The sequence below is a fragment of the Cedecea sp. NFIX57 genome (genome assembly GCF_900177785.1).
Classification (GTDB): domain Bacteria; phylum Pseudomonadota; class Gammaproteobacteria; order Enterobacterales; family Enterobacteriaceae; genus Cedecea; species Cedecea neteri_C.
Genome location: NZ_FXAS01000050.1, coordinates 1 through 19,372, shown reverse-complemented (window position 1 = coordinate 19,372; position 19,372 = coordinate 1). Strand labels below are relative to the sequence as shown.

General features: G+C 47.7%; 7 protein-coding genes and 5 pseudogenes. 4 read left to right on the top strand and 8 right to left on the bottom strand.

Going from position 1 to position 19,372, the window contains the following annotated elements; genetic code table 11:
- Positions 1-570: 570 nt before the first annotated feature.
- Positions 571-684 (top strand): annotated as a pseudogene (locus B9Y90_RS27405) (IS6 family transposase); the annotation flags it as partial.
- Between the two features lie 815 nt (positions 685-1,499).
- Positions 1,500-1,709: a hypothetical protein gene (locus B9Y90_RS27150; RefSeq protein WP_085542867.1), complete on the top strand. Its 210-nt coding sequence runs from the start codon at positions 1,500-1,502 to the stop codon at positions 1,707-1,709.
- A 1,854-nt stretch (positions 1,710-3,563) separates the two neighbouring features.
- Here B9Y90_RS27150 and B9Y90_RS24030 read toward each other — a convergent pair.
- The 6 genes and pseudogenes from B9Y90_RS24030 to B9Y90_RS24005 all read right to left on the bottom strand — a co-directional run.
- Positions 3,564-3,893, bottom strand: a complete 330-nt coding sequence (locus tag B9Y90_RS24030) for a hypothetical protein (RefSeq protein WP_139827481.1) — start codon at positions 3,891-3,893, stop codon at positions 3,564-3,566.
- Positions 3,894-4,381: 488 nt separating this feature from the next.
- On the bottom strand, positions 4,382-5,395 hold the full coding sequence (locus B9Y90_RS24025; RefSeq protein ID WP_061276985.1) for a RepB family plasmid replication initiator protein: 1,014 nt from the start codon (positions 5,393-5,395) through the stop codon (positions 4,382-4,384).
- Between the two features lie 2,699 nt (positions 5,396-8,094).
- Positions 8,095-9,066: a ParB family protein gene (locus tag B9Y90_RS24020; protein ID WP_085542864.1), complete on the bottom strand. Its 972-nt coding sequence runs from the start codon at positions 9,064-9,066 to the stop codon at positions 8,095-8,097.
- Between the two features lie 9 nt (positions 9,067-9,075).
- Positions 9,076-10,275, bottom strand: a complete 1,200-nt coding sequence (locus B9Y90_RS24015) for an AAA family ATPase (protein ID WP_085542863.1) — start codon at positions 10,273-10,275, stop codon at positions 9,076-9,078.
- Between the two features lie 1,311 nt (positions 10,276-11,586).
- A pseudogene (locus B9Y90_RS24010) lies at positions 11,587-12,147 on the bottom strand (IS6 family transposase); the annotation flags it as partial.
- A gap of 56 nt (positions 12,148-12,203) precedes the next feature.
- Positions 12,204-12,949: pseudogene (locus tag B9Y90_RS24005) on the bottom strand (IS110 family transposase); the annotation flags it as partial.
- A gap of 3,417 nt (positions 12,950-16,366) precedes the next feature.
- On the opposite strand from B9Y90_RS24005, the gene B9Y90_RS23995 reads away from it, so the two are divergent.
- A complete protein-coding gene (locus B9Y90_RS23995; protein WP_085542861.1) occupies positions 16,367-17,137 on the top strand; it encodes a hypothetical protein in 771 nt (256 codons plus the stop codon).
- Positions 17,138-17,629: 492 nt separating this feature from the next.
- Here B9Y90_RS23995 and B9Y90_RS23990 read toward each other — a convergent pair.
- Positions 17,630-17,842: pseudogene (locus B9Y90_RS23990) on the bottom strand (integrase core domain-containing protein); the annotation flags it as partial.
- A gap of 686 nt (positions 17,843-18,528) precedes the next feature.
- Between B9Y90_RS23990 and B9Y90_RS23985 the strand changes: the two are divergent.
- A pseudogene (locus B9Y90_RS23985) lies at positions 18,529-19,101 on the top strand (DNA helicase); the annotation flags it as partial.
- Between the two features lie 9 nt (positions 19,102-19,110).
- Here B9Y90_RS23985 and B9Y90_RS27615 read toward each other — a convergent pair.
- Positions 19,111-19,290, bottom strand: coding sequence for an IS3 family transposase (locus B9Y90_RS27615; protein ID WP_176227911.1), 180 nt, complete (start codon positions 19,288-19,290; stop codon positions 19,111-19,113).
- Between the last annotated feature and the right edge of the window lie 82 nt (positions 19,291-19,372).

Sequence of the window (19,372 nt, the reverse complement as noted above, 5' to 3'; positions counted from 1 at the left end):
CGCTGTGACGTTCTGTTCGCCATGATGCGTGACGGTACTTTTTATACCCCTGCGGCATCATAAGCATGCTTGACAACTTAATAGGGGCACCCCCCCCCCCCCGGATTTGTCCGTCAAAAAATACAACAGCAGCAAAATATAGGGTTAACTCGTACCTCCGAATCGCCCGGGCAGGCAGAATATCGGATGAAAGCAGCTTAACGATAAAGACAGGCTGCGAGCCAGAGGTTGGGATAAGACAGGTCACAAGCCGTTCTGTTTACTCACGCCGGGCTGAAGCTAAAGTCTTTCCCGATCCACAGCCCTCTCCTCACTACGCTGACGACTGGAAAAGTCCTAGTTTTAATCAGGTTATACCACCCTGCGCTATAGTTATCTTCCACAGTAGGTGCAGACTGGTATCGTTCAATGAGTGAATACTCGTCTGGTATGTAGGTTGCTATTGACGTATTTGGCCCTGTCCTAAGGACAGGGCATTTTTATACCCTTCACTTTGCAGATGCCCGTCACCGCTGGCTCTGACACTTTCTGGTTCCTGCTGTTTTACGCGATAGTTTTCATCTTAGTCATCTGAGGCTATATCCCGTCAATATTATCGCTCAGTGTGGTTGCTGGTATCTGGGTTTGCGAAACCTTGAAGAACAAGTAACATCGCGTGGCCTTATCGTTGACCATCGAACATTACAATGACATCGTCGGCTCATCCGTCTGGTGCCTTTTTGGGATAAATACTCTCGCTGACACAGCGATAAACTGGCCACTCTTCCCCCCCTGGCATCACGGTAATAGGAAATCTCCACATTCCTTCTTCTACCACAGCGTTGCGCTGGAATGTCGATATCAATATGTCTTACTTATACGGGATATCGGAACGTTCGGCTGCGATGTTGTTCACAACTCATTTTATTCCCCGAATAAGCCAGCTGGGGCATCCTTCCCAGCTAGCTACCCTTCTGCTGACCAGTGCGACCTGCTGGTCGTTCAGCCTCTTAACGATAAACTTTTCGCCAAAACCACTACGAGTTCAGCTGCAGTTGCCAGCGCCGTTAATAAGCAGGCAGAATATCTTAAAATTATTTTCGGGATAATGTGTATCAGCCCGAGTCCGCAATGCGTTTGCCCCTAAATTTCTTTTTTCTCACAGGTATTGTGAGCGAAAATTGATTTTCTATCGCCCCGGTACACAATATTGTAGGGTCCAATTCGCTGTAACCCTGCCCACACAGGTCACTGTAGGTGATACCCGATCTCATTTTATATGACCCCCAGCAGACATGGATGTTTAAACTACGGCATAAACTCGGAGGCTGCGCGGCGAGTCCAGGAACAGGAAGTCCCTTCCATCATTAGTCTCCCTAAAGGCTGTTTACAGCGTCTGAAAATAAATTATTTCTACTAAAACAAAAAATTAGAATTGGACGAAATGAGTCCAGCATAACTGGACAGGAAGATCTAAATATCCAGACTATTTAGTAGCCTAAATCTAAGAAGGAAAAATAATGCATCTTAAATTACCCGAACGATACACTGAAGCTCTGTTATCAGAACAAAAGGATCATCGTACAACCGAACTTCATCAGGAAATTAGGGAATGGATGTTTCTTTTAAAGCAGCTCGACACTTCCCAGCACACTGTCAGCCAGGTGCTGAGAGGATGCAAAAATGAACTCCAGCAAGTTCGACTCACCAAAATCCACAAGACGGTGTAACCCAGCACAAAATACAAATTTACGGCAGTGATAAAGCATGCAGGCGAAGCAAAATAAGTGCTTTCGGGTGAGCGGCATGGGAAGCACTCATTCGTCGCTTCTGTCGCCCATGATGCCAGTTCTGAGGAAATGCTGTCAGAGAATTCATATGTTCTGTTCCCCTGGGGGCGGTCCTCATCCGCGGCCGGAAATTTTTATATCGGGTGTCAGGCAGGCAGTGCAGGAGGAGCGCCGGAACAGAATCACACGCGAAAGTGAATCATGCTGCCGCATTCTCTATCCCGATAATCTGGCAGTTGCACATTCTTCACCAGTCTCCAGGCAAACTGACCATGTAAAGAATTTGTTACGGCAGAGAATCGAAATGAAGAACTTATTAGTCTACATCCGGCAGACAACGTGACATGTCTATCGGTATCGCAAAGTAAATCATACACCCGGATAAAGATCCTTGATGATTACGAACACTAACGTTCTGCGCCCTTGAGAACATTGAGGCCTCTTTTAGATACACGACAGGAGAGTGCCGATGGATTTTGTCCCCTCACAATGTCAACGAGACCTTCCTCCGCCAGGTTGTTAACCATTTTCACTACATACCTGAAACTGGGTGTTTTTCTCCACGTAAGAAGACGCTCCAGATTCGTAATGCTCCAGTCACCTTCTTCACTGGCTATCACTTTGAGTATGTTGAATTCTGTGTTCGTTATCATAATGACTATATATCTGATGAAATCACTTTCTCAGACCCCATTGATTTAAATCCCCCGGCGTAAGCTACTGCACATGAAGTTCTCACGCTCCTCCCCGCCGCGATCTTCCTGTTGATCGTTGCCTGATCTCAACTGACTAATATTCGATATACTTCAGTTGCAGTTCGGTGCAGAAAATATAACGGGATGATATTTCACTCTACAGTTAGCTCTAAAAACCAGGACTTTTCTTGTCTGCCGCGTCCGCTTTGTGAGTGTCATCGTAAATAAACCATCGTCATCTGTGGAAAACCGTCACATGCTTATCCGTTCCGAATTTGCATGACGCAGTAGTGCAAACCATCAAGCCTGTCAGGGATGGGCCCCAGAAAATCTGTCACATACCGTATCCAGATAGTCAGTTGCATTTACGCGATCGGTGATACATCAGGCAAATAGGATGCTCTTCGGATACGTCGAAGATAAACCAGGACTTTTCTATCATGGGTTGAACCCTGCTCTCACCGTCGCAGCCTCCATAAAGACAACAACAAACTGGGACTCGCGGTTTCAGACGCTTATTGCAGACAGAGATGAACATGACGGGCAGCCAGGACGGTTCTTTGCAGCGATCCAACCCTTAACCCGGATCAGCCCTGCACGTCGTCCCCATGAGATAAAACCTGTGAATGTCAGCTTTTAATGATGTTAAAAATTCAATAAAATACAATCAGTTAAATTTCACCATCGGTGATTTTAAAAGATCATCTCGCAAAAAAAAGATCTACACCGGAATACACAAAGTTATCCACCGATTCTGTGGATAACATCGGCCCCAGCAAATGTCTTATTCTTGTCGGGGTAAAAGTCCTTACTCCTTTGTTGTAACAACCACTGTAAAGAGCACGATCTCCCTTTTTCGATCTGCCAACCACTGTCAAACGTAGCAACCGATCCAGGAAAACAACCACTATAGAGAGCAATACTCCTCTCCCGCGGTCTGCCAGACATCGTAAGGTATAACTCTCGTGGTAAGACAACAACCACTGTAGTGAGCAGCACTCTGTCCTGTCTACCGTACACTTCAGCAAGTACGCCCACATCAGGGCAACAACCACTGGAGTAAGTAACCTCCTCTCCTTTCCACCGGACACTTCATGAGTTACGCCCGCAGCAAGGCAACAACCACTGGAGTGAGCAGCACCCTCTCCTGTCCGCCGGACACTTCAGGGAGCCACGTCCGCAGCAAGGCAACAACCACTGGAGTGAGCAGCACCCTCTCCTGTCCGCCGGACACTTCAGGGAGCCACGTCCGCAGCAAGGCAACAACCACTGGAGTGAGCAGCACCCTCTCCTGTCCGCCGGACACTTCAGGGAGCCACGTCCGCAGCAAGGCAACAACCACTGGAGTGAGCAGCACCCTCTCCTGTCCGCCGGACACTTCAGGGAGCCACGTCCGCAGCAAGGCAACAACCACTGGAGTGAGCAGCACCCTCTCCTGTCCGCCGGACACTTCAGGGAGCCACGTCTGCAACAAGGCAACAACCACTGGAGTGAGCAGCACCCTCTCCTGTCCGCCGGACACTTCAGGGAGCCACGTCCGCAGCAAGGCAACGACCACTGGAGTGAGCAGCACCCTCTCCTGCTCCCTGCCGGACACCGCAGGGAGGCATGCCCCCGACCAGGCAACAACCACTGGAGTGAGAAACACCTCTGCTAATTGCCAACCACTGCAGATCCGTAACTATCGTAAAGAACAGGTTTAATCACAGCTGAGGGAAAAATACGACTTGGCCTTTGAAGGCACGATTCAGACCGCCTGCTCGACGGTGTATAAACGGGGAATATCAGAAGCGATGCGGGTTACACGCGGTTAAGACGCTGCCAACCGCACTGTGCGCCCAGACCAGCCGAAGGCTGGATAGAAACAACTGTATAGAAGGAGCTACACGTTACAGTGGTTGACACTCACTACAGTGGTTACTTCTTGCTGCCCCTCAGACTCTCGAGCAATTCAAGCTCCTCTTTGGTGAGCGTTGCCAGAATCTGGTCTGCGTCGAACTCATCAAGAGCTGGATCGACGTCAGGCGCTTCCGGGAGGCCTGAAGGCAAATGTGCCGGACGGAGCTTAGGCCTTCTATAGTGGATATGAAAGTAGACCGCCCTGCCCCGTTGGTACTCGGTAAAATCGAGATAACCGATGTCTTTTAGCTGCTGCATTGCTTTACGAACAGTTGCATTCTGAGTAATGGTTCGAGAAGTCAAATTTAAGCGGGCTCTAAGCCTCGACATTGAGATGGGCTTGATATCCTGGGGGAGACTCTCAATGTATGTGTAAAGCGCCTGTGCGCTCTCTTTACGGGCTAATTCATTGATGGCGCGAAGCTGGAGCAGAACTTTACGATCAAACTGGTATAACTCAAACAGTTTAGGATCGGCCTGAAGGATCACAATATCTTTCTTCATGTCGAAATAAGCCGATTGAACCAGGTGGGTGTGATACGCCTTATCGTTGCTGGTAAAAGAGAGCGTATTCGTTGCTATGCGCTGCAGTGACGCGTCAATACGTTTGCGCAACGCCGCAGAAGAACGGCTGGAAGGAATGCCGCAAAGTTTCGTGAACTCCACAAATGGCAGGGTGACTTTATCCCCGATCACTTTGAATTTTGCGAAGGCATGGATGATCCCAACCCACGTCTTGAAATCATTATCCATATCAAGCCGGGCACCGGTGATCTGGATATTTTCAAAACCTTCAGACGTTACCAGGCTCAGTTGCTTTAACTCGGCTGTCGCATCCATTGTGGCCATCTGGCCCTTCCTGCCACGGGCTGTGGATTTCAGCGTGGGCACAAACAGGCCCAGTCGCATCAATGCGACAGGCTGAACCGTATTATTGCTGTTAGGAACCAGATTAACAACTTCGCCGGTGCCCTTCTTCACCTCAGCAAAAGCAGTTGCTATCTCTTTGATATTTTCCGATTCATTAGCCATTACATTATCCCGATTCTGTTTGGCATACGCATGCTGAATACTCAACACAGTGGATACTAACACTCACTATAGCGGTTATTCTACTCTCTGCAGTAGTCAATTTACTCCTCACAGTGGTTAGTTTACTCGTTACAGTGGATATGGATCCGTTGCTATGCCTTATCAGATCTGGCTTTGCAGGATCCGGTGATCTCTTTTGACCTTTTATGAACATTGGGATCTTACTATTGGATCTAGCCTGTGGATAAATGAGGAATAAAACATAGTATTTGCCTGCAAGGGATCACTTCGTGATATTCACAGCCAGAGAGACAGTTTACTGACTACAGTGGTTGATGAGTACTCCTTACAGTGGTTAAACTACTCGCTATAGTGGTTACCTTACTGTCTACAGTGGATACTTTACTCATTATAGTGGATAGCAATAGCGCTTTAGCCCTTGGTACAACAGCCCTCAGACGATCCGGTGATCTGTTTTGATCTTTTGAGGATCATATTATGATCTAATTATTGGATCTATCCGGTGGATAAGTGGATAAGTCAATACATAACAAGCACCACGCTGTTTATAATGATGGTGTTGTAATCAGAGCAAACGAAGTAAAGCAAGATCACACCAGGTATTAATGAGATAGGCCATCTCTCCATCCAGGTAAATATCGTAAATGTTAAGGAACTCACAGGTCACGAAATGCAATGTTATCCCCTGGCCCAGCTGACCAGAACCTCACTATCTCCGGTAAACAGCCCACATCATTCCTGTCTTAACTTTCAGTATAATCAGCAAATTAACCAGGTATTAAACTGCTAATACCCCCCGGACAAGAAAATCGCTCTGGTACACAGATACCAGACAACACATAACCATGATGAAGTATGACCCCTCTGCTAGAAATCTCAGACTATGTACAACGGGTTTTAAACCGATCAAGCATCATAATGAATAACCACTGTAAGGAGTAAAATCACGACAGAGAGTAACCACTATGAAGAGTAAAACCGCTACAGAGAACAACCACTATAAAGAGTAAATCATTGCACAAAGTAGTAACCACTGGAAAGAGCATATAAAATCATCATCGGAAGGTTGTTTTTTAATCCAGATAGTAGAAATAATGTCCATTAAGACAAATTTCATACAAAAAAAGATACATATGCAGTACTAATGTTCAGTCCCCTCTTCTTCTGACAACGCTCTACTCTTCACAGTAGTGGGTCAGTACGTCTTGGGAACTTAGAATATAAGAAGAAAACTGAGCGATATTTTCTGGTAATTATGTTCAGCGCATATCGCGTAAACCGAAGGAATACATTCCCGTGGGAAGAAAATTCTGTTTCTGGGCAATTACGCTTTTCCTCTCCAACTTCGAAAAATGAGCTTGACAGCACAAAGGTACAATACTTCTTCACTGGGATATGGAAACTAATGTTTCGATTTTTTGAAGTGTGGTTTACGTATATGCAGGTACACGTGCATATTAAAAATCCGTAATATATTATGGCAAACAACCTGAAATCAGAGATGTAAGCCCCATCGCTGAATGACGCGTTTCAGATCTGCTTCCCACGTTAAAGCGACACTTTTTTATTCCCCCTCCGTTCTGAACCGCACCAATAAATAAACGTATATCGTTCGGTGATAATATCGCGACATGTTCAGAGATATTCATACTGATAAGCATTGCGGCTGAGATATCAGTCGTAAAAGGCTAACTCAGCTGAAATTGAATCCCTGAGACTTTTTTAACTTCTGGTACCACAACATAGACTCACATCGCACATCCGTCATGGGTGGTTCAACAGTAAATATCATGCCTGCCCGTGCTGACAAATGATGATCAACACACAAATCATATGATCCCTGGGATAACTTTTTTTACATTCTGAATATCCCTGGCTGGGTATTTAATAGCAGTAATTGTGCATGTATCTCGATACTGGGAGGCACGGTGCATAAGCCGACCGCGTCCTGGCACATGTTTTGTGAATACCTGTCTTAATAGTGAGCTTTAGCATGTTCAGAGTTATAGGCACTGATTTATATCCGAGGGACCCGCTGCTTATATGGTGATATTCCCGACCAATTGTCCTGTCAGCACACCTGATTGTCGGTAGCACAATCAATTTATTAATTCCTGCGTACGTGTGGTGAAGTCTGACAGGAAAATACTCAGACAAACGTCGCATGCCAATGCGGAGCGCTTTGATTCCTGTTTCTCTTTGAATCATCATTTCACAGGATCCCGTGCCGGTAAGAAAATATGCCGAATAGCCTTCACCTGCCGTTTCCGGATGTAACATCTCTCCTTTCCAGACAGTTTATGGTGCTGCGTTTACTTAGTGATACCGGTCAGGATATTGATGTATTAACAATTATTGTTTGAATGGGTATGTGCGGTGATTTGTATCTCAGGGTATCAACGTTTGATGTTTGATAAGATATACAGGCATTTTATACTTACAGTATTGCCCCGTTTGCTGAGAATCCACTTATCTGTCATAACTACTTTCGCCAGCATCAAAATGAGATACTAGCGTATGTGCACCTTGGCGATTTCAGGCTGAAATTAATCTTAAATTTCTATATTAATCATACGTTTATCAATGAAAGTAACTTGGAGAATTTTTGAGCGGCATGTACCAGAATACAACAAAATTAGAGGCGATTTCAGCCTGAAATCGCCAGAGGCTGGAAAGAATCAGTCGGCAAGCAAACGGTTCAGAATGTCATTGATGGCAATATCAAGCTCATCCTGAATATCTCTGGGAAGGCGGTTAAACTCATAGGAAAGCTGCCTTCCTTTGGTTTTTTTGCGGGCATAGCGATCTTTGTCAGCAAAGATCCACAGTGGGGTGGTCACCACTTTTTCTTTTCCAGCCGGTGAGGCAAGTTTTGTGAGCGCTTTTTTCATGACGCCCAGCAATGCATTTTTGATTTCTTCAGACGAGTGACTCTCTTTTGCATGCACGGCGTTAATCTGAAGATCAAGTTCTGTCAGAAAGTCATCGACCGTCAGGTTTTTTTCCACCAGAAATTCACTTAAACTCAGCAACTGTTTATAGTCCGGGTAGGTCAATTCAGACTGTACAGGGAAAATAGCTAAAATTTCGGAAGGTACCATTGCGGCCTGCAATGCACGTGTGACTTTTGCCTGGGATAAACCCTGACTCTCGGCAATTTCTTTCTGAGACATACCACTGTTCTTCAGACTTACCAGTCTCAACCCCACCTCTCTGAGGTTATGCTCTTTCGCGGTCTGAATGTCAGAGGCAAGTTTTCGGGCATCCTCCGTTGAAATATCAGCGTCCGTTACCAGTACGTTCAGCCCTGTTTTACAGATAATCGCGGCAGCTCGTCGGCGCGAACCGTCCAGAATTTCAATCTTGTCACCGACCTTGCGTCCGATAGTGGGAAAGAATTGCTGAAGCTTCAGTGTCCTGGTGATATCTTTGAGAGACGCTTTGGTGAGTGCTGACTGATCGCGTCCATTATTTTCGGGCACAACGAAGGTCTCTGTCGCAACATTCTCGGCTTTGATCACCTGCAGTGTGAAAACAACGGATCTGCCTGAATTGAGAATGAACGTCTGGTTAAAATCCTCTCCTGCTGCAGACTCGCTCAACGGAGACTGGGTGAAAGTTCTACCGATAGTTTTTCGTTTTATGTTCATCTCTTAATCTCAATTTGTTCTGATAAATTCAATGCGATCGAATACCGCTTTTGCAAAATCTTCTGCGGCGGCACGGGCATTCTTCAAGGCTTCACTGCTACCTACGTAGGTGGAAGGGTTGGCTGAAATGACGGTATCGAAAGACTCACCGCACCTTTCAAAACCATCCAGTCGGGGGAGCGCGATATCCAACATGTCACCGCCGAAAATTTCCTTTGCCAGGCTATGACAGAATTTATGATCGGCTTTATTTAACAGCTTCGACATAAATCCGATATTGCCTACCAGTCGGGTAGCAAAACCAGATTCTTCAATCATTGTGATCAGTTCAGGAACCCGTGTGAGATATTTCAGGGTCGAGTGAAAGTCAACCTGCGCCGGAGGGATCGGAGTGATCAGAATATCTGATGCTGCAATGGCATTGGATAAGTACGCATCCAGATGGGGCCCACTGTCTATAAAGATAAAGTCGTAATCCTTTTCAACCTTATCGATAATATTCTGTCGCAGAATCGCATAAATATTCTGGTCGGGTAGATGCTCACGACACAGCTTTTCCCATCCTGAGGCAATAAATGCATCATCGATTGACGCTGGTATCACATCCACACCCGGGATGATAGATGGCACAATAAATTCACGCAGCAGTGTCTCCCGGTCAACATTCTGTAGCATAGCCTGCGCGGCAGTGGTTTCCACAGTGCCCACAGAGTGCGTATGGTTCAGGAACATGGTCGCAGAAGACTGGGGATCAAGATCAATGACAAGGATGCGTAAATCTTCGTATAAAAGATGGGCGTGGGCACGTAAGGCATGGGCAAGTGAAACAGTAGAAACCGTTTTTGAAACCCCGCCCTTCAGATTACCGATGAAGATTGTGAAAGCTTTCTCATGCCTGTCGCGGTATTTTGGCACTCCCCGATGGTGGTAGATGTCAATAATGTTCTGAATAGACATCGCATATTTGGTTGATGTACCGGCCTGCCGTTTATCAAACACATAACCCTGTTCTTCCATCTCATTGACGGCATAGTCCACGTTAGCCCGGGTAAGTTTAGGCAGTCTGGAAAGGGCTGCTTTGGCATACACCTGAAAATAGGTATTTTCCTGGAGTTCTTCTTTCTGATTCTGGATTTGCTCTGTTAAACCCAGAAGCATCTTCTCCGAGCGCTGTGCCACCTTGTAAATCTGATGCGCCTTATCAAGCATAATTTTAACCCTTATGTTGAATTCATTGTTTTATTCAATAATGCTACATAGAGACAGGGAAGTCTACATTAAAAACTTTGACGTACTGCAAGAATAATGATGTTCAGCAGCTGGGCGGGTCATTTCTCGTCTCTCTTTCGACCCTGACATAGGGTGTCTTTTGTCTGCTTTTAACCCCGTATCCCCGCGAAGTGTGCACCGGGTGAACCGGACTTATCTCGCTATTATTTGAATTTTCTCCACAGGGATTTCACGGTTAACTTATTGTTTTTAATTGATTATTATTGTGAATTTCAGGGTGAAATCGCCAGCTTTTTTGATGTTTTGGCCAGTGTGGTTTCGTTTTTTTGTCGGGCTTTTATACCTTGTTTTGTGAGATCGTTGACCAGTCCTTTTTGTACTGAAAAAACAGATTAACTGAAGAAGGTGCTCGTTTAGGGCGCATCATATGCCGTCGTGTTGTGATTAACTCTCAGACGTGTTCCGATACACTGCCCTATTATAAACGAGATGATGAAGAGATAAGCCAACCCGAAAGCTCAGCAACGGGCCGGGCATACCAACGAGAGACGGTAACACTGGAGCTCAAAGTATGATGAGACCCCGATTGTATGCGCTATGCAGAGACTTCTGGGAGATAGCGGCTTATTGTCGTGGCTGCTCGCCAGGCAGACCGGTCAGGGGAAAAACCCCCGGCGTTCTGTCAGACTCATATCCGACACTGAACAATTATGGCCGGATGATCGATATCGCCGCTCTGCTACCACTGCCGCAATAAACGCATATTAATGGAACCTTTTGCAATTGTAGCGCTGGGGCAGATCTGAACGCGTTGTGGTAAATCATCGGTCAGGTATATCTGTGAGGGATATTGTCGGTTTGCGTTGGTTTGGGGGATATACATTAATAATGCACGTGAATGCTTTCGCTGCTCATTGTGGCACCACAACATCAGATCATACATAAGTAACGTCGCGGTGTAATTTCCCGATAACATTCGGACTTCATGTCCTGCGTCACTGGCCGTCATAAAGACAAATTACACCTGTATCAGAAAAAGGCCGTGTTCGTCACGGCACATTTAAATTTCACCTCCTGGATTTCGATTCCATTGCGGCCCAATGTGCAGCAAGGCGTGTTGTAAGACCTTTATCTGAGGGGCTTATTAAGTTGTCAGGTATGTTTATGACGCTGTTGGGATAGAAAAAGAAGCTTCACGCACCATGGCGAACTTAACGTCGCAGCGCCGCCTTGCCGGCACTGTTGCAAAGCTGAGACTCGATAGACCTTCTTTCTGGTGACAGTGTCCAGCATTGCAAATACTATGCTGACCAGACACATCTCGCCCAGGGGAGCGCTATAATAGAATGCTGGGGCCTGGCCTTTCCGCAGCGCACGCATTACTTCAATTCCTTTTATCGTGGCGTAATCGGTCTCCATCGATTTAAACCCCAGCATCGCGCTGACTATCCGTTTCCACTTACCGTGGTTGCATTCAATCACGTTGTTCCGAGTTGTTAACATCAGGCGGGTACTGGCCTTCTCGTTTCAGTAGCTCGAGTGTGTGACCATTTGTCGAAGTCTTGTCCGTATTGACATACCGGGGGAACTGCCGACCATTTACCTCACATACGTTTCATCCATATGCCACTGGCTCAGATCGGAGGGGGTACGCCAGTACCAGCGCATCCGTTTTTCCATTTCAGGCGCATAACGCTTAACCCGGCGGTAAACCGTGGTGTGGTCAACGCTCACACCACGTTCAGCAAGCATCTCGTCCAGTTCTCTATGACTGATACCGTCTTTACAGGACCAGCAGACGACCCACAGGAAAGTTTCACTCTGGAAATGACGACCATGGAAAGGATTCATCGCAACTCCTTCAGCTAAAAGGTGGCGATAAGTTTACCTCCGCGGACGATTAGCAGCAGTACACGCAGTTCTACCTTAAGGACCACCTCTTCTCTTTGCTTACGTAGGGTGATGAGCTGGAGTACAAGACGTGGCAGGACAACGACAGCCGCATTCTTACCGGGAGCGGTGACGGCTTACTGTATCAGTGCCAGGGGAATATCTGCAGCAAGGTGCTTTCCCAGGCAGGGCTTGAGTTTGCAGAGCTGGATTGCCGGTTTCTTCTTCCCCGGTAAAACGAGTTTTTCGGATGAGGGATATTGCTGGAGCGGATTGTGGACTGCCGGGTGAACCAGCTGAGAAACGAAAACGCGCTCCAGAGCGGGATGTCTCTGGGTTAACAGACTGCGGATACGCGGGTCGGACTGCGTTGTTTGTGCGGCAAGATCATCATCGAAGTCGCAGAGCATGGAGAGTCCGGCGATGATGGCAGCGTCACGAGCATCTGTCCTGACTTCACCGTGGGTAAGTCGGCGGTGTGGCGCATTGCCAGGCCGGGGAGGTATCCGACAAGGACGCCTTCCGAGCGGGCAACGTTGACAGGTAGCGCCCCGATGGTGGCTGGCTGGTCAACAACCAGCAGTCTCTGAACATGTTGTTTCAGGTCAGATTTCAGTGACCTGAGTCTGGTTTCGTCGTTGGATAATTCTGTATCGAACAGGCGGTTATCTGAACGATTAACGGCAACAGCGTGTAGGGCATCTTTACCGACGTCAACGCCAATAAAGATCTGGACGGGTTCGTAATTGCTTGATCCGGTCATGCTGTCTCGCTGTTTCTACGGGGCAACCAAATAACCTTGGGGTGCAGGTCCCGGCATCCACGTTACAGACAGTTCCGGCAATAGTACCTGACCAGGCCCCTGTTAGCGGTTACCAGCGCCCCACCAGACCCGGTGACTTCATCCCCGGATCATGGACGACTGGGACTGTAATCATGCGGGCCTGGCTGACTAACACCTCATTATAAGAGGCACCAATAAGGTAACAAGGGGCTAACCCCACCCCTCCACTGGCACTATAAAACAAGTATTCTGAAGCAGAAAATCAATATATTTTCTGAGTAAAATGCCTACCCAATGGACGAGGGGATGACTCGCAGCGGTTGAAAGAATCAGTCCGTTGGCGCTTTCGAACAAACCTTCAATGGCCCGGGAGCCTCTGTAAAATTTTACCCGAAAACGTAGAGCATTCCCCGGTTTAAAAAAGTGGCCGGCATCGTACATTTCTCTATATGAAACGAGTGAAGCAGAAGGGCGAAAACAACCGGATATCGTTGCAAAGACGGCACTACATTCACTCTCGTTACAACCGGCTGACTGATGGCAGGATATAAGTAGGTGTCACGATCAGCTCACAGCGAGAGAGGTGGTATTCTTGAATTCAAACGTACTGAGAATATTAGGGGGACATGCGCTTCCAGACCTGGGTTGAGGCAGGACGCAAAGATGACAACGCTTGCCGGTGTGAGAAGAGCCTCAGAGAGAAATTCGGCCACGCTGGAAAGAACGCTGGAGATAACTTGTCAAAGCGACCTGCACGTGCCGGTAATCTTCATGCGACCCCCAGCATAGCCGCTTAAACCTCAGCGTTCTCATAATGGAGGCCATGAAGACCACTGTACGCTGATAAATAAACCACGATAGGAAGCGGGCAACTGTGGGTAATAAAGTACAGTGTGTACGGACATGAGTCTGGACTTATGGCTTTTATTTGATGCAATACTTCGGCCAGAGGAAAAGTCCGTGCTGATTTTGGGGCTTCGGACATACCATGACGGGTCGTATGCCTGCGGCCATAATATTCTGGTGGCAAAGTATGTGCATTGACCTTTGGGGAGAGAGGATGACTTCAGGGCGACCAATGAAATAGCTCCTACAGGGCCGGGTCACACTCTGGTCTGAACGTTTCAGGAGATCTTCGATGGTCAGAGAGAAGAGGATATCAAAAGGCCAGATACAGAATCCAGATAAGAGTGCCAACGAGTTGCAGTCAGGCTGGCCGAGGGAAGGTCGTATGGATCCTACTTATTCTGCTCCCGCTGGCATGAACGTCATATTGTCTGACATACCAGGTATCCACTATACAGAGCACATTCCCAATTCTTAACCTGTGATGCTCTGGGGCAATATAATTGCATTAAAAACCCTAAGTATATTGTATATCCTTAGGGTTTCGGTGGTGCTGTCTGTGGAGCTCACCTGCTTTGCCGGGTCTGTCGCCCGCAATCTTCGGTAATTCGACAATTGCTAAATAACGCATGCCCCGAAGTACCGACGGTGTAAATCTGAGCATGACGGCCGGGGATGAACGCCATGATAAGTCGTTACCGTCAGGCTAACGGTTCACTAATGACGTAAAGGGATAAAGATATACCACCAGATTCAGAAAAATGGCTGAATCAACCCCGGTCCTGATGACCACATGATGGGTCACCTGTTATGACCGTCCACTCATTTTTTCCTGCTATCATTCGCCCAGATGATCCCCAGGACGATCACCAGCGCATACATGATCATAATTCGATGTTCCATATTCCCACCTTCCTTTTATCTACTCGATTGCATTGTCAGTCGCTAACGTGCCCGACGAGCAAACGCCAGCATCAATGCTGCAAACAGTAAAAGGGTGATGGTGAAAAAAATGATGGCGAGTATTTTCATGAGACGGCTCCGTTTTGCAATAGTGCAGCACTACCAGCGTTAAGAAAAATCACGGCAGATGGTAAAACGTTCGTATTAAAAACATGGTAAAGATGATAATCACCATACCTCCCTTCAACGATTACGCATCACTGGTATTTTCTTGTGATAAACATCCCTGATTTCAAACGCTGGCAAGAACAGGTGTATGCGGCTGGTATCCGACTCATTTGTTTGAGACAGCATAAATTTCTGGCCCCCTTCTTACGGGGAAGGAGAACATCTGACATCCAGAGGGTTCATTTTCCCGAAAAGCATAACGTACTCAATACAGTGGATGTTCCCTGTTCGCATGCCTCTGAACTGCGGACTGCATTCCTGCGGAGGATAACAGACACGAGAGACGTCCTGAAACCCTCTGCTCTCTGCCACAATGCACCCCGTGTGCCCACCATGGCAGGAAGGGTAACACTCAGGATGTTTTACCAGCACTTCTCCCGACAGGACGCTAATTTTACAGACACCTACTGTGCGATCGTCGTGGTGTGATGGTGCCCACATTTGGCTATCGCCAGCACACGGCCTGTGGTGGTATTTCTTGTGCAAACCCGAGCTGGCGCTACACCTCATGTTATTGCTTTATTTTTCGCAACAACAATCAGGACCCGGCTGTCATCGACAAATCAGGGGCCATCGGCGGCTTTTGCGTGACATACCAAATACGGCTCCAGACTATCCCATGTCCAGGGTCTAAATGATAATTTCCATCTCTGTAATGCCGTAATAATCAGACTTTTCTCTCTGATGGGCGGAAATAAGAATACGTGTTTTGCCTGATCCGCCGTTAGTGGCGTTTGCGGATCTGTGTCACCAGGCTGTCATGAAGAGGTGGGCCGTCACTGGCAACCTGCCGGGCAAATCTTTTGTCATTACGGCAGAAAGTAATATGTCCAAGGCCAACGGGACGATGTGCTGTACAAGCTATGTTTTGAGCGACCACAACGGCCTGTGTCCTGGCATGTGGTTGCGACATCTACTAACGGGGATGAAACGAGGTCAAAAGGGATCTACTTCACACCAGAACACATTTCACTGAGGAGTCTCATGAAGGCGGCGATGTACAAGAGGTCCTGGCCCCAATGAATAAGAGCGGGATGCTACCGGGTGAATACAAAGGCCCACACTGCTGTGTAACGCACACGCACTCCAGAAATCTGGACGTGCATCTCTATTCCGTCAACTGCATCAGCCAGCAATATACCCTGCCAGATCACATGATCTGTTGTCGTCTGAAATTATCCTGACTAACCATAGTGCTCTCGCTTTTGAGCCTATAATTGGGCGCATCCCAGCAGATCAAGCTACCGATAGCGGGGGAGGGGGCATGCAGCGCGGATTTGCTTCTTTGTCAAATTTTCAGGAATAGTGATTTGGTACGGTGTACTAACAGCGGGCTGTCGGTTAACTGACTCTGGCGTCGCTCTCCGCGTTTAGTCGGGTATGTTTGTATGATATCGATCTGATATAAGGACATGAATTATGGATAAAGCAGAAGTTCTGGATAAGTCTGGCTGGGTTGAAATTCATATTGATGATTTTGGGCAAAAAGTGAAAGGGTTTTCACGTGATAACTATCCTGCATTGCGCTGCCTCGCGTGTGAAAGAATTGTACATGACAGTGGACTGGTCACGCCTAACCCGGAGTATCGCCCCAGATTTTCACATTCAACTCCCCCGGAGAATGGCGAGTTTTGCCCATTAAGTGCTGCAACACGCCGTTTTCACGGATTAGGCGGAAACGACAATACTGCAACAACTGAACTGGCCAGAACCCGGCGTGCTCAATTTATGAGGTTTGAAAGCTTATGCAAGGCCTGGATCGTCTGCCGCTCATTGCGGGGTGGAAAGGGAAAGCTTGATCAAAAATCGTTCATACGTCTGATCAGAATAGCTGATAGCTTTGGGATCTGGCGTTATCGTTACCTGCCGGAGTGGGGGATCCCTCTGCTTTTGATGCTGATGGATAATCATCCAACGCCAAATGGAAAGTCTGCATTCTTCTACACCCTTAAAAAGGACAGAAACCGGCAGGGCGTTGACTGGCTAGATCTGAATATCCGACTGGAAGCACATTGGGTCAGCAGCGGTAAACTTATCGAACCCAATCCTGAAAAACCAGCGTCGTTCTTGCTTGTGATCCCGTTCAAAGAGGACTTTGTGAATGACATTCTTAGTCAGGAAGACCTGTCGTGGTGCACGCAGGATTTCCTTAGCGTTTTGAATGCCTTCAGTATCGAAGAGTCTAAATAATTTCTTGTAGAGAAGGGAATGTTGGATCAGATAGTCTTTTAATAGAACCCCAACTATCTGTCCTCTTGAAGTCCGAAGTTCCCCTCTCTGACTGCTTGAGGACATAGCAATGAGTCTCTTCGGTGAGGTGTTGGCAGCACTTCTGTACAGGGGAGTGCATGCCGGAATACTGTTTCTGAATGGATCAGGGTCAAAGCCAGCAACTTTTTTCAACCATGTCTCTACCACAGTCATCTGTTCTGGAACACGGCGGCGAGCGTATTTGTTTAGCTCTTAGCTAAGACCAGACGCCCTCATGCCAGTTGTAATAGTCAATGGCTGGTATCAAGAACGCAAGATTTTCATGTTCCATTAATAGAGCATAAAGTAATGAAATAATCTTTTTATGGAACAAATCGAGTGAACCATTGAAGAAAATAAATTTCGACTGTTCTATAAAAAGGATATACTTATACGGAATACTTGACCTGCCCCCAGGATTAGATACAACCTTCAGTTAGTAATGTCGGTTGGTTTTTCTTCATATTTCCTGTTTCGCCAGCCCGTTGCGAATTCAGCTGGTGTCTGGTAATCCAGCGATGAATGGGGACGGCACTCGTTATAATCCTGCCGCCAGTCATTAATCGTTTTCCGGGCATGAAGAATATCGCTGAACCAGTGTTCATTCAGACACTCATCGCGAAAGCGTCCGTTAAAACTCTCAATAAGAAGGAGTCAATAATATTGAGTGTAAAGTACAGATGTTTATCAGAGCTGCAAAAGAAAATTCTTATTTTCATGCTGTCAGTCGATCGTCATTTTCCGGGTTTTTCCCCGATAAGATATATCCATAAATCGCTTGGGATTGGCAGTGTTTATTATTCCTGTGGACTGCTGGAGTCCGCAGGGTTGGTTTGCCTGCAGCGAAAGCCCAATCGCAGGGTCTTTATCGTGCTGACCGATGCTGGACGTGCGATGGCGGCTTCGCTGATGCCTGTGGAATATCGTCAGCATCGGGAGGCCGGGAACCGGATATTACCTTCCCGCGCCCAGGGAAGAGAGATGCGGGACATTGAAATCGACATCAGAGGACGGCCTTACACTGTCAGCCGGGCGGCATTTGTTATCCGTCCTGATGGCACGACGAGCCTTGCATTGTGGAGTGAAAACAAAGGGCAGGCCTGGCTGAACGGTAATGCCCGCCAGGTCAGTGAGTGGTACCAGGCCTGTTATGATGCCGGGTTGCCTGTCAATGTACAGGTGGAAGATGACCGGTTGCTGGCCGACAGATTGCCTGGCTGGTGACGAGAGGAGGCCGCCGTTATTTTTCCCTCGCCATGCTGAGTTAAGCGTGGCGGGGCAGACAGACCGGAAACAGAATGCCGTTTTATCTCTGCATTTGAGGATATCCGATGTCTTATTCTGATACGTCTGAACAGTTGGCTATTATTGGCTGGCAGGGTGAACGTCTGGTGGTGAAGGCGTTTGCAGGCACAGGAAAAAAACACACCCTGGTGCGATACGCGCGAGCCAACCCTGAGAGCCGGATGCTGTACCTGGCCTACAACCGGGCCGTGAGGGACGAGGCTGAACAGAAATTTCCGTTCAGCGTGGAGTGCAAAACCTCCCATCAGCTGGCCTGGCCCGGCTTTGGTCGCTCCCTAGCGTCTCGCCTGACCGCCAGCCTGCGTATCACCGACGTGGCGCGGCTGCTCAATACCCGCCACTGGCCGCTGGCGCGTACTGCCCTGGATACGCTCAATCATTTTCTCTGCAGCGCCGACCCCGAACCGGGCTTGTTGCACCTTCCGGCAGAAGAGGACCGGTGCGGCGTGGCTCCCACGAATATCCTCGGGGCTGCACAGGTGCTCTGGCAGGTATTGCGCAGCCCCCGGTCTGATTTCCCCGTCACCCATGATACCTACCTGAAGCTTTACCAGCTCTCAGCCCCGGACCTGTCGCGCCGGTGGGACACCATGTTCTGGTCAAGTTAATCAGGACACTTTTTTATCAGACATCTGTTCATAGCGTACCGGAGATATTTCCCCGTTCGCCGTATGATTTCTGTCAAGGTTGTAGTAACGAATATACGTTGCCACATCCTGCTTCATATAAGCCCGCGTCGCCTGGGGGACAAGCAGCAGCCATTCGTGTTTCAGGCGGCACTGTTGCAAAATTAGCGATGAGGTAGCCTTTTGTCTTACTGAAAGGCCTTACATTTCAAAAACTCGGCTGACCAGACGCATCTCGCCCAGG